The following is a 14,244-nucleotide window of genomic DNA, read 5'->3' on the forward strand; positions in this document are numbered from 1 at the left end:
AGCAACAGCAACAGCAACAGCAACAGCAACAGCAACAGCAACAGCAACAGCAACAGCAACAAAATTCTGACAAGCAAAACCAGTCAAGTCAAAGTAATCACACAGACGAAAAGCAAAAAAATAACCAACGGTATGAAAACCGTAATCAGAAGCCTAACTCGCAACAAACAGGTGCTGAAAATAATGCTGAACCTCAAAATGAAAAGAGCAAAGACTCCAAAACGAACGATCAGCTAAATCAGTCACCACCCGAGCAGCAACCGCAGCACGCTGAAGGCGACAAAAAACAGCAACAAAGCCAAGAAGCACAGCAGGAAAAACCACAACCGAAAGAGCAAGGTCAGGAGAGTCAACAGCAGAAACCGCAAGCTAGTCAAAGCGAGCAAAAGCCATCCTCAGAACAGCTCAATGACCAATCAACCTCGGCCCAAAAAAGCAATCAGGAACATGTAGATCCCGCTCTACGCAAACTCGATCAAGTCGAGACGATTCGCGATCCAGCTACCCTATTGCGTGCTGAAATTTTGCTGCAAGCCGAGAACAAACAACCACCCAAATACACAGGTAAAAAGTGGTAATTATGAAATATAGAAACTCTTTACTCACTCAATGTTCAGCGATGCTGATTCTCATGGCTTCACTATTTAGTGTCAACGTGTTTGCCGCAAACCTGTGGGCAAGTGTTAACACGACGAAAGTAGCAAAAAACGAGATGTTTCGCTTGCAATTGGTCACCGACCAGCAAGCGGCGTCCGATGCAATAAGCTTTGACGTCCTCAACAAGGATTTTTATGTATCCCAACCTAGCTACGGTACATACCAAAATAATGTCAATGGTAAAAATTCAGTAAGAACAACTTGGACTGTCTCTTTAGCTCCCAAAAAAGTAGGCTCCATTACTATTCCGAAATTTTCAATCGATGGTGTTTCATCACAACCAATTGAAATTCATGTCAGCCAAAGCAGTCAAGCCCCTAAGGCCAGTGATTTGGTTGAGATGCAAGCAACCCTCGATAAGAATGTTCTCTATCCAGAAGAGAGCGCATATCTAAAAACGCGTTTAATCATCAAAACCGATCCACGTTCTTTGCAAAACCCGCAAATTATTCCGCCGTCAGCGAATGGTTTAACGTTAACTCCTGTTGGAGAACAGCAGCAATATCAAAGTATCTTGAATGGTGTGAACGTGACTGTTGTGGACCAAGACTACCGTATCACCGCAGATAAGCCTGGACATTACGTGCTCACTGGACCAGAATTCAAAGGCAGGATTTTTTACATTAACAATACAACGGGCAATACTTCGATGCTGGATGCCGATACTAAGGCAAAGAAATTTGATTTCACGGTTGAACCCAAGCCCGCTCACTACCAAGGGTATTGGCTACCGACATCGAAATTAACGCTATCTCAGCAATGGCTTGACCAAAATGGACATGATATTCACACCAATAAACCCTACAAAACTCAGGTTGGCGATTCTATCACCCGAATCATCACTATGGATGTCGAAGGCTTAAGCGCTGAGCAACTCCCCAATATCGTCACTCACTACCCACCGAGTGTCCGTGTTTATGCCGATAAACCTCAGTTCCAAACGCTGCCAAACAACGTAACACGCATGACATTAAAACAGGTTTTAATTCCACAGCAGCCTGGCGACATAAAACTGGAAAACGCAAATATTCGTTGGTGGAATAGCCAAAACAAGAAGCAGCAGACGTCTCATATCGAAGGTTTGGATCTAACCGTCACTCCTAGCTCAACTCAAAGTGTGGCACCATCTCCTACATCTGCTCCTCCCCTAGCATCCACACCTGAAAAAATCGTCACCGTACATAATTCTGGATATTGGCCTTACATTGCACTGCTATTTGGCGTCCTGTGGGTCGCAACTTTACTGTGCTTACTAAACGTTAGGCGCAAATCAAAACAAGAAGAATTGCCGTCAAGCAATAAAGTATCGACAACTTACCAAAGCTTTTCTGACGCAATAAAGTCTGGAGATGCGATTAAAGCTCAGTTTGAAGCAGATATTTGGTTTAGTCAGATACATCAAAAAGATGCGGGGCTAGAAAACACCATCAGGCAAGAACTAGAAAAAATGCACAGGAATGAGTTTAAAGACAATCAATGTTCAGCAAGTAAAGAAGAGCTATTGGCCGCGATTGCTAAGCTGGAAAAAATGCAAAAAAGACCTGCTGATCAAAATGACAAGCTTGTAGATTTATAAGTTATAAAGTCGGTGCTCGGAGTATTCCGAGCACTTTGTAGACTAAGAATATGAAAACTAATTTGTTGTTATCGCTCAACAATGCCGTTGTTGCTATGCTGCTTTTCGTGAACAATATGTAAATTACAAATATGGACGTAAAGGTTTTTAAAACTTTCCTTGAAGTGGCGAATGAAAAGCACTTTGGACGATCAGCAGAAAATTTATATCTTACGCAAGCCGCAGTAAGCGCTCGAATAAAACAGTTAGAGTGTTATTTTGGTACCCCACTTTTTATTCGTGATAGAAACGCTATACGCTTAACCCCATCTGGCGAAAAGCTCATTAGTTACGCTGAGGTAATGGTTAATACCCTAGAACAAGCGAAATTGGAGCTCTGTCTAGAGAGCGGTAAAGCCCTACAATTAGAGTTAGCTGGTTCACCAGATATTTGGGATGCTTATCTACAGAATTGTCTGAGTCTTATTACTGATGCTTTTCAGGGCTACTCTTTTACTGCAAATGCTTTGTCTCGAGATCAAATATATAGAAAGTTGATCGACAAAACCTTAGATATGGCTTTTGTTCTCGACCCAGTGAACTCCGACGAAATAAGCTGCACTAAAGTGTCCAACTTAGAGCTTACATTAGTCTCAACTGAACCTTGTTCAGCCACTAGAGCCTTAGAAAACAATTATATTTACGTTGATTGGGGAACACGATTTAGCTCTGAGCACGCTGAGCGGCACCCTACTGCACCAGCTCCTTATCTCAGGACATCTACAGGGCGTATTGCTTTGGATTTCATGTTAGAAAAAGGAGGCGCAGCATATTTACCTTCAACCATGGTAGAGTCGTATATTACCTCTGATAGATTGAAAAAAGTCTCCGACGGAGAAGAATGGTTTAGGCCAATTTATCTAGCTTATCGAAAATCTAATCATTCTATTGAGGCAATAAAAAAGATTGAGCAACTGGTCCTAAAGCAGGTCAAGATGAAATTGGAATCAATATCTGCATTAAAAAAATCTACTGCCATTTGATACTTTTCTAACCAACAAATTGCGACCATACTTAACCTCTAAACTTGAACTTCTGAGGTACTATGAGGGAATGATTCGGCACTGGATTTTGGCTCTACTTTTTGCAGGCTTTAGTCTATCTTGCATAGCGCAAGTGGACATTGTAAAGGTGGATAAGTCCAAACGAAGAATGTACCTCATCGACAACGATCAAGTTATTAGAGAGTACCGAATCGCACTGGGTAAAGAGCCTCGCGGCCACAAGATATATGAAGGTGATCAACGCACACCCGAAGGCTTATATCGACTGGACTTCATTATCGAAGACTCTGCTTTTTACCGCTCAATTCATATTAATTACCCCAACATTTATGACGTCGCCAAAGCGCATCAATTAGGCCTGTCTCCCGGAGGAAACATTAAAATTCATGGTCTCAAGAATGGGGATAGGCGCTCTCCGGATTTTGTCCAAAGCTTTGACTGGACAGATGGCTGCATTGCAATAACCAATAGTGAAATGGACGAATTTCTAAGTTTAGTTAAAGTGGGAACACCCATTCACATCGAATGGTAAGTCACATAAATGCGATGGAACGACCGCCTCATTTAGTCCTTAGTTACTGAATCAAGTAGAATTATTTTTTGATATAAACCGCATGGGCTTTGTAGGCGTCTGTAATTTTCTGATTCATCCACTTTTCTCCTGTTGGGTACAAAGTCCAAGCAAATAAAGAAAACTGCATCACGATAACAAGGTTAAAGAACATTTTATAAAGGGAGCTTCTCTGCGCCCCTTTGTATAGATAGGGCGCGATAGCCCCTGATATCCAACCACCAATAAACGACAAAAATAATAATGAACTTTCCCCTGTTACTGGACGATTGGCAGCCTTCGCTCTCTTGTCTAACCAGCACACTAGCCAAACCAACACGTTGATGAGCGCATAGTACCCCAACACTTCGATAGGATAATGGAAGTAAAAAACACATCCTACCATCGTAAGTGCGAACCAAATAGCGGCAAATAGAGAAATCCTGCAGTGACGGACACGTTGGACATTCACTGCTTTGCCTTGACCACAGTTATCTTTCGTGATGTGGAACATCACTTCTTCATCAACCGCGATACTCTTTTTAGACTCTATATAATCTTCAAATTTGAAGCGGATTCTTAGCCTTCCAGTGAAGGGCACAATATATCCATATCCCTTCTCTTGACTAAGCTCTACTATCTTCCCTTTGAGAGCTTTCATCTTAATTGCTTCCTAGTTCATTATTATTCAGCATAGAAAAAAGCCAGACAAAGTGTCTGGCTTTATGAACTAATTTGCGTAAATTTAACAGATTTCCCAACTATGAGTCATCTCTACACCTCCACCTAGCATCAAGCATACTGAACAGTACTTTTGTAATGAGTTTTCTGTTACTTGCGCTACCACACTTTCTTCTAGATCCTTACCAGAAACTTCAAAATGAATATTTACTTTTGTAAAGATACGTGGCGCTGTTTCCCTTCGCTCTGTTGTTAACTTTGCCACGCAGCTTGTCACTTGCTGGCCCATTTCTTTTAAGCCATCCACTACATCCACTGAGCTACAACCGCCAGCCGCCATTAGCACCATCTCCATTGGGCTAGGTGCAGTTTTTCCGCCACTGCCATCCATCACAATTGAATGGCCTGACTGAGACTGGCCAATGAACTTAAATTCTTCAACCCATTTTACTTCAGCTTGCATTTAACAATTCCTATAACTTATAGAGTGAACACTACTCGTACTGCCAATAAAATTAAAACGATGCCAGATAATCTATCAATCAATTGCGCTTTTTCACGCATTCTATCAATAAATAGTGGGCTTGATAGTAAGAACGTTATCAAAGTGTACCAAAGGCCATCAACAACAAAGGGAGTGATGACTATGATGGATTTACTGGCAACACCGTGTCCCTCCGCAACAAACTGACTAAACAATGCGATAAAAAATATCGCAATTTTAGGGTTTAGAATGGATATCAGTATCCCTTCTTTTGCAGATTGCCACACTGTCACTTTCTCACCTGATTCAAGCTTCGCGGCTACACCGCCCTTAGAGCGAAGCGCGTTAATTCCTAAGTAGGCTAGGTACAAAGCACCAGCAAGGCTGATAGCTTCAAACACAAGAGGAGAGTTATGCAGAACGACTGCCAGTCCTATCATGGTAATAAAGGCATACACACCAATACCAAAAGCATGTGCCCAAGCAACAGCAACGCCATTTTTCCGGCCCCCAGCAAGATTATGCTTAATTACCATGGCGAGACTCGGACCAGGAGACATCGCTCCCAATAAACACACCATAAAAAGAGATAACCAAACGGTTAACGTCATTATTTTCCCCTAAAGTGATCCATAAAATTAACTGCTGCAATATTGCATGAGTTCTTTTAACTAAACAAATTTCCCCAAATGTAACCAGTCTAAAGTCTACTTGAATCGCAAACATCACAATAGCAAATATGTTTATTGTAATTAGCAAATTTGAAATAATTTGCAGCCTGCAATTGCAATATGCAACAAAACACTAAAACCATGATTGAATAAAGCCATATTCTACCCAAAATCCGTCATATTATACTTGGCACATATACTGCATTACTTACTGTGACCCTTTTTAAGCCGAGGGTCACCTAGCCAACTGACGTTGTTAGTGAACCATTTTGTTCACATTTAAATTCAGCCAATTGCCTTATTGCAATTGGCTTTTTTTTATCAAAATTCTACGCGCTGTTCCTTCCAAATCGGTTACTTAGCTATACATATAAGCAAGAAAAGAGTAACGTTTTACCTAGGGCGCTCCCTGCTATCTAATCAATGGAATGAGTTTGATATGTTACGAATCAAGAATGTAAAACTAGGTACAGAAAAGGACTACAGCCAAATTCTAATCAAGGACGGAAGCTTCCACTCTATTTTGCCAAACGATGACAAGGTCACGTGGCAGGCTCAAACCATTGATGCAAACTATGGCCTGGCGATCTCTCCTTTCTGCGAACCCCACATCCACCTAGACACGACTCAAACAGCGGGGCAGCCGAACTGGAACCAATCGGGCACCCTGTTTGAAGGCATTGAACGGTGGGCAGAAAGGAAAGCTGTACTTAGCCATGAAGATGTTAAAGAAAGAGCTCAAAAAACGTTAAAGTGGCAAATCGCCCAAGGAATACAACACGTCAGAACTCATGTTGATGTCTCTGATCCCAATTTGACTGCTTTGCGCGCCATGCTTGAGTTAAAAAAGGAAGTGGAACCTTGGGTTGAGTTACAAATCGTCGCCTTTCCGCAAGAAGGCATCTTATCCTTTCCCAATGGAAAAAACTTATTGGAGGAGGCTATCAAGCTCGGCGCTGACGTTGTTGGTGCCATACCACACTTTGAATTCACTCGAGAGTATGGTGTTGAGTCACTACACTTCGCTTTTGAATTAGCTAAGAAGTACGACTGCCTAGTAGATATACATTGCGACGAAATTGATGATGAACAATCACGTTTTTTAGAAACAGTCGCAACGCTCGCAATCGAATCAAAACTCGGCGCTAGAGTGACAGCTAGCCATACTACCGCTATGGGTTCTTACAACGGCGCGTATACTTCCAGACTGTTTCGATTACTCAAGCTTTCAAACATCAATTTTGTCGCAAACCCCTTAGTTAATATTCACTTGCAGGGCCGTTTTGATGATTACCCCAAAAGGCGAGGAGTAACGAGAGTGAAAGAGTTACTGGAGGCAGGCATTAATGTCTGCTTCGGCCATGACGATGTCTTTGATCCTTGGTATCCATTGGGCACAGCGAATATGCTGCAAGTACTGCACATGGGATTACATGTGAGCCAACTTATGGGCTACGAACAAATCAATCATTCACTCGATTTAATCTCTCATAATGCAGCCAAATCCCTAAACATCACTGAAAGCTATGGAATAGAAATAGGCAAGCCAGCAAACCTTATTGTACTCCCAGCAGAGAACGGCTTTGATGCGGTCAGACGACAAACTCCAGTACTTTTTTCAATACGTAAAGGCCAACTCATAGCTAAAACACAACCGTCACAAAGCACCATATTTTGGACCAAAGAAGAAAATATAGATTTTCGCTAAAACACGCTCTAAACAGCTTCTTGGATAAACCCATGAGTTATCAGTTGTATATTATGCTTTAAAAGTTTTTCAAAAAACTCATCGTTCATTTCTATTCCATGCGCAGACAATAGAGCGGGAGGAATAATGAAAGGATGAACGACCAAGCTGAGTAAAGATAAACGACAAAAGATGGGATCCATGCCTTTTTTTAATACACCTTCCTCTGCCATTTTTTGAAACACAACGTCATAGAGTAATTGATTGTAGACGCGTAACGTTTGCTCTACCAATAACCTCTTACTATCCGTGATTGGCAAGCTCATGAAACGTGACAAAAGCTTAGGCAACTGAGGGTTTTTCTTTATTTCACTTAGGAATACCCGAATAAGCTCAACAAAGCTTTGGTAATTTGTATTTCGAACGAGTGTTTGGACCTGAGAATAAAAGGGCTGTGCTATTTCGCGTATCGTAATTTCAAACAATCCTTCCTTATCCCCAAAGTAGTACCTAATCAGAGAGCTGCTTACGCCTGCTTTTTGAGCGATAAGTCTAATTGACACTTTCTCGTATGGCATACTAGTGAATAGGTAGCGAGCGTGTTTTATTAAATCAGCTCGAACATCCATCTTGCTATTAATAGGGCGACCAAGTTTGCTTTTCTTTTCTTGCATATAATCTACAGCAGACAACTTTTAATAAAGTTGAGAATCAATCCAACATTAACAATGTCGAACAATATTTATTCATTTTTCTTTATTTAAAAAGGAATATATGTATTCCTCACCATCAAGAAAATAAACGTTAATAACTATAAGTAATAATGATATTCCTTTGAATGTATTAAAAAAAATTGTAGTTTATTGTGTTCATTGAGCGTGACCACCTAAATCAAAACTCAGTTGGTCGGAGATCCGTAACAACAATCTCTCAAGAGTGAACAAATGCTGGACGATTTTGATTTTACAAATATAACCCCCAATCACTTGCGATACTTTATTCGCATCTATGAGCTTGGCAGTGTATCTAAAGCGGCAGAATCTTATGGTCTGACACAATCAGCCTTAACAAAAAGCCTCAAAAGCTTAGAGTCACAGCTAGATTTAGTTTTATTCTATCGAGACACTCGCAACTTTTATCCAAGTGAAGCAGCGAACTATTTGTATCCAAAGTTTTTAGATATATGGACAGCATATTGTGTAATGGGAAACACAATAAAGGCAATTCACCAAACAGGAGATAATGAAATTAGTATCGGCATTGGCAAAATTATCGCTCCAATTGCAAGCCACCTTTTATCAACACTCTTTTCTACACACTACCCTGCTCTAAAGGTCACCGTTAGGGATGACTCGACAGAGAACCTGCTAAAACTGTTGATTCAAAATAAGCTTGATTTTTTTATTGCGTATGGCCGAATTGCTGACACTTTTTCTAGCTTGAAACAATTGGCTGTAACGCCATTCGTTAATCTGAAGCTAGTCGCTGTCATCTCTGCCATGGCTAAACACTATAATGATGTAAAGTGCTATAAGTGGTCATTTCCTCAAACAATAAAGCAATACTCAGATGACAGCAGCTTGGTTAGGTTTTATCGAGAAGTCAGTCAAACGGGTAATATTATTTATGATATTGACTCAAACAACACTAGAATCGAGCTCGCCGAACAGGGAAGCGCCGCCACGATTGTTCCGGAATTCCTTGTTGCCGATAAAATAAACTCTGGAAAGCTAAAAAAGCTTTCGCTACAACTAGAACCATTTCAATTGTCTATATATCAATTGAACACAAGGCCTCTCAACCCAAATTCGAAACAAATTTTAAAAAACGTTAAAACTCACTTTTTGAATGTGTGAATAGCAGATAAAGAAAAACCCCACTAGGATTCTAGTGGGGTTTCATTTCTTACTCGCAGCAATCCCGCTACTAATAGGTGCTCCCTGCATCTATTCCTTGATAGTACGCTGATTCCTTCAGCCTAGTCCTTCTCATCGCCTTCCTAGCGGTGTCCTCGGCGCTCCGGCCCGTTAGCCTTCCCCTGCTAACTCTCATCGCTTATTCCTTAAGCGGTGTCCTTAACTTATCTTCCTGATAAGGTTATTCAGTCCTTGAAACATGTTTATCAGATAAAATTTTAACCATCCTAGCTAAACTCTGTCTCTGATTCACTTTGCTTTCCATGCCGATTATTCTTCCAGTTGAACAATCGAATCTTCTTCCTGAAGATGACCTATCCTTGGAGCTTTCCAGTTCCATGTCTGCTTCCTGCTGACACCTTTAAGATTACGACATCCTTTCCGATTCGCAATCGAACAATAAGCTAGATTTTCAAATAAATCTCCCATCGTAATTTTTAACTGTTATTTTTCATAATGTTACAAACATGCGCACTATTAACCTACTAAAAATTAAATATTTAGCTCACAAGCTTGTAAGAGATCTCTCACAAGAAACGTAGACAAATATCTTCTATCACTCTTAATCTTATCAACGAGTTATAGCGATCCACCTCACATCAACGTCGACCTGCACGAATAAGCTTCAGTAAACATTACACACCGAAATCTACATATTCAAAATGTTTGCGTATAATGGTGCAATAACAGACTAGTTTGCTGAGGAAGCTTAAATGATCTCAAAATGGGCACAGCGATTTTATCAAATGGCACAGTTAGTGGGCTCTTGGAGTAAAGATCCATCGACCCAAGTCGGTGCCGTCATAACGAAGAAAAACAGGATCGTTTCAGTCGGCTTCAATGGTTACCCCCATGGCATATCAGATAGTGCAGCTACCGACGATAGAGATATGAAGTATCTCAAAACTCTGCACGCAGAAGAAAACGCTATTTTGTTCGCTAAAAGGGATTTAGATGGGTGCGAAATATGGGTAACTCATTTTCCTTGCCCCAACTGTGCTGCAAAAATAATTCAAACAGGTATTTCTAAGGTAAATTGCCCAGAGCAAACTGAAGACTTCCTTTCTCGTTGGGGAGAAAAAATCAGTGTTAGCCAAGATATGTTTTCTCAAGCTAATGTTGAGGTGAATTGGCTCTCACTTGCAGAGCTCGAGTCAATTGAATTAGGACAAGTTAACCTACGGCCGACTAACATTTAGTTCGCTAAAAACATCGAAAAGCTGCTGCGATTTATAGGGTTTGGGTAAATAAGCATCCATTCCAGCTTCAAAGCAGCTTTCTATTTCTTCCTGAAGAACACTAGCAGTCAATGCGATAATTGGCAGCTTTTGTTTTCCCTGCTCTGTCTCCCATTGGCGAATTTTTTTTGTTGCAGTGAGTCCATCCATGATTGGCATCATACAATCCATAAGCACGGCAATAAACTTTCCTCCACCCTGAACAGCTTGAACAGCTTCTTGCCCATTGCTTACGACTGTATATTCCATCCCTGCTTTCTCCAAAAAAAAGCTAGCGATCTTCTGATTCATTAAGTTATCTTCAACAATCAGTACTTTAGCGGGCCTTGAAACATCTATTTCACTTAATGACACATCACTTCTGCTGGCCATTACTGGCTGGTTTATTTGACTCGCGACTTCTTCGATGAGGGATTTAAATCGATTTCCCATAACAGGCAAAGTGAGCGTTGGAGTGACGATACAAGCTAGTTCTGGTGAGAACTGTAAATGATGTTGAAAAGCTAAGATTTCAACACCACAGTATTTCGCGCGAAGTCTGGCAACATCTTTTGGTACCTCATTATGTTTGCTTGGACAATAGATGATCATATCAATTTGCTGTTTGACTTCGATCGCCTCTTCTATTGTATCTACAACTAAATTTGGAATAGAAAAGTATTTACATTCTCTTTCAATCAGAGTTTTATAAGGCGTGCCATTTGTCACCACTAAAATATTTACAGGCAGCGCCGCCCGAAGTGGCTGCTCCTTCGCGACCTTAACCGGAATCTCAAATTCAAAACAAGTACCGATTCCATGCGTAGAGTCGACTCTAATTTCTCCTCCCATCAATTCAACTAATTGTCGACAAATAGCCAAACCAAGCCCAGTTCCGCCAAAGCGCCGAGTAATACTTGAATCTTCCTGGGTAAAGGGTTCAAAGATAGCTTTTTGCTTCTCTTTCTCTATTCCAACACCAGTATCAATAACTCGAATAACCATCCAAGAACAAGATTCTTTGTCAACCATTTCCACATCAATGTTAACCATGCCTCGATGAGTGAACTTAACCGCGTTGGCCAAGAGGTTAAGCAGTACTTGTTTTACTCGATAACCATCTACGAATAGAATCGAAGGAAGTTTATCCTCAATATCAACACCCAATTCCACATCTTGTTTTGAAGCTCTAACGATCACCATATTTATCGCTTCATAGATAAGTTCTCTAATATCCACATTGACGAGTGACAATGACAAGTTGCCAGATTCTATTTTCGATAAATCTAAGATATCGTTCAGCAATACGAGTAGAGTTTGAGAAGAAGTGTCAATATCCCTGACGATATCTTTTTGAGAACTATTCAAATTGCTGTCAGCTAAGATCTCTGTCATCCCGATGATGCCATTGAGGGGTGTTCTTATCTCATGTGACATACTAGCTAAGAAGGAACTTTTTAGTTTGTTGGCTTCTTCAGCACACACTTTTGCACCGAGAAGCTTATCTTGATAACTATGGAGGTCTCGCAAAATGGCATTCAGGCTTGCAGCAAAACTGGTAAATTCGTCGTTCCCATCTACTCTAATGCGCTCTCTATAGTCACCATTTTTAACCTTGCCGAAAATATCGAGTATTTCGTTTAATTTGCGGTTAAGCCGGTGAAGTGTGGTCAAACTCCAGTAGAACGTAAAAGCCAACAGTAAGACTAACCCCAAACTAATGTATACAATATGTCTGCGGCTTTCTTCTATATGCTCTTCCAGTTCTAGGCGAAAATGCTTATGAAAATCTTTTGTTTGCCTTTCTATTAGCTGGTTACGAATATCAATGAGCTTAATGTAACCCGGTAGGTCTTGAGGTTTTACATTGTTTGTCAGTATCTTATTACGGAAAAGCTCACTTTTATGGAAGCTCTGATTGGCGAATAAACCCGCTACTTGCTTTAAGTGATCGCTGCGAGCTTCACTACTAATGTATCGATTAAAAAACTGCTTTTGTAATTCACTTGCTTTGATATATTGACGTAGATACTCTGAATTTTGGTCGGCTCTAGCAATCATTTCTTGCGCTAGCCACGCTTCACGCTCCATCCAGTAATATAGCCACCGCAAATTGTTCAAAACAATATCTGAGTCGTGCAGGTGATCGCTGGTAATATGGCTGTCATGCTCTGCGACATCAGCATTGATTTCATAAAGCACATCAAACAGTTCATTACCGATATTGAATAACTCGTCTCCACTCACCTGACTGATCTCATTGGTTAGTCGCACAAGTTTATCAAGCAAGGCTGGCATATTCTTAAAAGAACCGTCACTAACAATACCATAGTGAGAATGTTGATCCGTATGCTTCGTTTTTCGTATCAATTCGGACTTGCTAGTAATTTGTTTGAGGAGTGCCTCTATAGGTTTTTCGTTTAATCGATAGCTCAATGCTTGGTAAAGCAATTTATTCAAGTTGGTGACTTCACTGAGGACTTGGACCTTTTCTGAGGTAACGGTATAAGCATGCAAACGCTCACTCGTTTGGAAGATTAAATATCCAGAAAAACAAACAACTAAGATTGCTGTTGTAAAGCACAGCAACAATAATCGACGCCGAACAGACACGTTGTTAGTGAACATACTGAACCCATTCCTTGGAGAAAAATACGTTTAGCCTGAGCTTTAATACTAGCTCATATAAAACAAGATTCTTAATGTGGTGATAATTTTATCAATCTGCTGTTGAAATGTTTGTTTACACACCCAAGATCGATATTCATGTTTCATTCATAAAATTGCTGGTAGCCTGAAAGCATACGTGATACGAGGATTTACTATGAAAAAATATTTAATACTGATATTTGCCGCATTTATCGGCTTTTTTACTCTGATAACCAGCTTACTTCTAGCGATACCGCTTGCTATTGTTGCCGTGATTACTGGTAAGAAAATTCAGAGCCAACTGAAAAGCCAGCAACAAGCGTACACGGCTAACGAAGATTCCAATCGAGTCATCGAAGGCGAATATGAGGATCTATCTCGCAAATAGCGACTCACTGGTTCCCCACTAATTGAAAACAAAATAATTGCCTATCAACATTTCAAGAATGCTTTTTGCACCAGCAAAGAGCTGACTTGCTCCTCTATCTTGCCTACGCTTTGATTTCGAACCATAATTTTCAAATAAACAAAAAACAAAGGGTAACCTGATGTCTGAGCAAAAACGTAGCACTACACTGAGGTTCTTAGCTGAGCCTGGAGATGTAAATTTTGGTGGGAAAGTTCATGGCGGTGCCGTCATGAAATGGATAGACCTTGCTGCGTACGCATGCTCAGCTGCCTGGAGTGGTAAATACTGTATAACGGCATACGCCGGTGGTATTAGATTTGTAAAACCAATCTTAGTTGGGAACTTAGTCGAGGTTGGAGCAAGAGTCATCTATACAGGTCGAACGTCAATGCACATCGCTATTGATGTTCAAGCAAGTGACCCTAAAAAACTGAACAAAACCTTAACCACTCACTGTATTGTTATCATGGTTGCAGTCGATGAAGAAGGCAATCCAACTCCAATTCCAGAATGGGTCCCTCAAACCCAAGAGGATGTCGAGCTGCGAGATTCTGCTATTAGGCTTATGAACATGCGCAAACAAATTGGCGAAGAGATGGAAGCAGGTGTTAAGTATTTAAAATAGACGAAAACTAGGGCGTGTTGATCTATTGCGATGACTTTGCAGCAGTTTGTCGCTTAAAGTGACTAAGCTTCTTAGCCTG

Annotated in this window: 13 protein-coding genes and 1 pseudogene; 9 read left to right on the forward strand and 5 right to left on the reverse strand. The window is 40.7% G+C overall.

Features of this window, described 5'->3' with window-relative positions:
- From ACM2FC_RS00005 to ACM2FC_RS00020, 4 genes and pseudogenes are all read left to right on the forward strand, one after another.
- Nucleotides 1-578: pseudogene (locus ACM2FC_RS00005) on the forward strand (hypothetical protein); the annotation flags it as partial.
- Between the two features lie 2 nt (nucleotides 579-580).
- Entirely contained in the window at nucleotides 581-2,233 is a 1,653-nt protein-coding gene (locus tag ACM2FC_RS00010; RefSeq protein ID WP_498478761.1) for a BatD family protein, read from the forward strand.
- A gap of 131 nt (nucleotides 2,234-2,364) precedes the next feature.
- Entirely contained in the window at nucleotides 2,365-3,255 is an 891-nt protein-coding gene (locus ACM2FC_RS00015; protein WP_498478762.1) for a LysR family transcriptional regulator, read from the forward strand.
- Nucleotides 3,256-3,325: 70 nt separating this feature from the next.
- Nucleotides 3,326-3,808 (forward strand): L,D-transpeptidase family protein, encoded by a 483-nt coding sequence (locus ACM2FC_RS00020; protein ID WP_498478763.1) that lies wholly within the window; start codon nucleotides 3,326-3,328, stop codon nucleotides 3,806-3,808.
- A 61-nt stretch (nucleotides 3,809-3,869) separates the two neighbouring features.
- Here the strand turns inward: ACM2FC_RS00020 and ACM2FC_RS00025 are convergent, their stop codons facing one another.
- From ACM2FC_RS00025 to ACM2FC_RS00035, 3 genes are all read right to left on the reverse strand, one after another.
- Nucleotides 3,870-4,487: a DUF1294 domain-containing protein gene (locus ACM2FC_RS00025; protein ID WP_498478764.1), complete on the reverse strand. Its 618-nt coding sequence runs from the start codon at nucleotides 4,485-4,487 to the stop codon at nucleotides 3,870-3,872.
- Between the two features lie 84 nt (nucleotides 4,488-4,571).
- Nucleotides 4,572-4,970 carry an OsmC family protein gene (locus ACM2FC_RS00030; RefSeq protein WP_498478765.1) on the reverse strand — a complete coding sequence of 133 codons (399 nt, stop codon included), beginning with the start codon at nucleotides 4,968-4,970 and terminating at the stop codon, nucleotides 4,572-4,574.
- A gap of 17 nt (nucleotides 4,971-4,987) precedes the next feature.
- A complete protein-coding gene (locus ACM2FC_RS00035; protein ID WP_498478766.1) occupies nucleotides 4,988-5,602 on the reverse strand; it encodes a LysE family translocator in 615 nt (204 codons plus the stop codon).
- A 499-nt stretch (nucleotides 5,603-6,101) separates the two neighbouring features.
- Between ACM2FC_RS00035 and ACM2FC_RS00040 the strand changes: the two genes are divergently transcribed.
- A complete protein-coding gene (locus ACM2FC_RS00040) occupies nucleotides 6,102-7,370 on the forward strand; it encodes a cytosine deaminase (protein ID WP_498478767.1) in 1,269 nt (422 codons plus the stop codon).
- An 8-nt stretch (nucleotides 7,371-7,378) separates the two neighbouring features.
- Here the strand turns inward: ACM2FC_RS00040 and ACM2FC_RS00045 are convergent, their stop codons facing one another.
- On the reverse strand, nucleotides 7,379-8,023 hold the full coding sequence (locus ACM2FC_RS00045; RefSeq protein ID WP_498478768.1) for a TetR/AcrR family transcriptional regulator: 645 nt from the start codon (nucleotides 8,021-8,023) through the stop codon (nucleotides 7,379-7,381).
- Between the two features lie 270 nt (nucleotides 8,024-8,293).
- On the opposite strand from ACM2FC_RS00045, the gene ACM2FC_RS00050 reads away from it, so the two are divergent.
- Together ACM2FC_RS00050 and ACM2FC_RS00055 are read left to right on the forward strand one after the other, a co-directional pair.
- The gene (locus ACM2FC_RS00050) at nucleotides 8,294-9,205 is read left to right on the forward strand and encodes a LysR family transcriptional regulator (RefSeq protein ID WP_498478769.1); all 912 of its coding nucleotides are present in this window, start codon (nucleotides 8,294-8,296) and stop codon (nucleotides 9,203-9,205) included.
- Nucleotides 9,206-9,978: 773 nt separating this feature from the next.
- Nucleotides 9,979-10,464 (forward strand): dCMP deaminase family protein, encoded by a 486-nt coding sequence (locus ACM2FC_RS00055; RefSeq protein ID WP_498478770.1) that lies wholly within the window; start codon nucleotides 9,979-9,981, stop codon nucleotides 10,462-10,464.
- Here ACM2FC_RS00055 and ACM2FC_RS00060 read toward each other — a convergent pair.
- Nucleotides 10,444-13,110 (reverse strand): hybrid sensor histidine kinase/response regulator, encoded by a 2,667-nt coding sequence (locus ACM2FC_RS00060; protein WP_498478771.1) that lies wholly within the window; start codon nucleotides 13,108-13,110, stop codon nucleotides 10,444-10,446. The genes ACM2FC_RS00055 and ACM2FC_RS00060 overlap by 21 nt on opposite strands.
- A 196-nt stretch (nucleotides 13,111-13,306) precedes the next feature.
- Here ACM2FC_RS00060 and ACM2FC_RS00065 point away from each other — a divergent pair, with 196 nt between their 5' ends.
- Together ACM2FC_RS00065 and ACM2FC_RS00070 are read left to right on the forward strand one after the other, a co-directional pair.
- Entirely contained in the window at nucleotides 13,307-13,519 is a 213-nt protein-coding gene (locus ACM2FC_RS00065) for a hypothetical protein (RefSeq protein ID WP_498478772.1), read from the forward strand.
- A 160-nt stretch (nucleotides 13,520-13,679) separates the two neighbouring features.
- Nucleotides 13,680-14,165: an acyl-CoA thioesterase gene (locus tag ACM2FC_RS00070; RefSeq protein ID WP_498478773.1), complete on the forward strand. Its 486-nt coding sequence runs from the start codon at nucleotides 13,680-13,682 to the stop codon at nucleotides 14,163-14,165.
- Nucleotides 14,166-14,244: the final 79 nt, after the last annotated feature.

The organism is Vibrio sp. A37, from assembly GCF_059777565.1.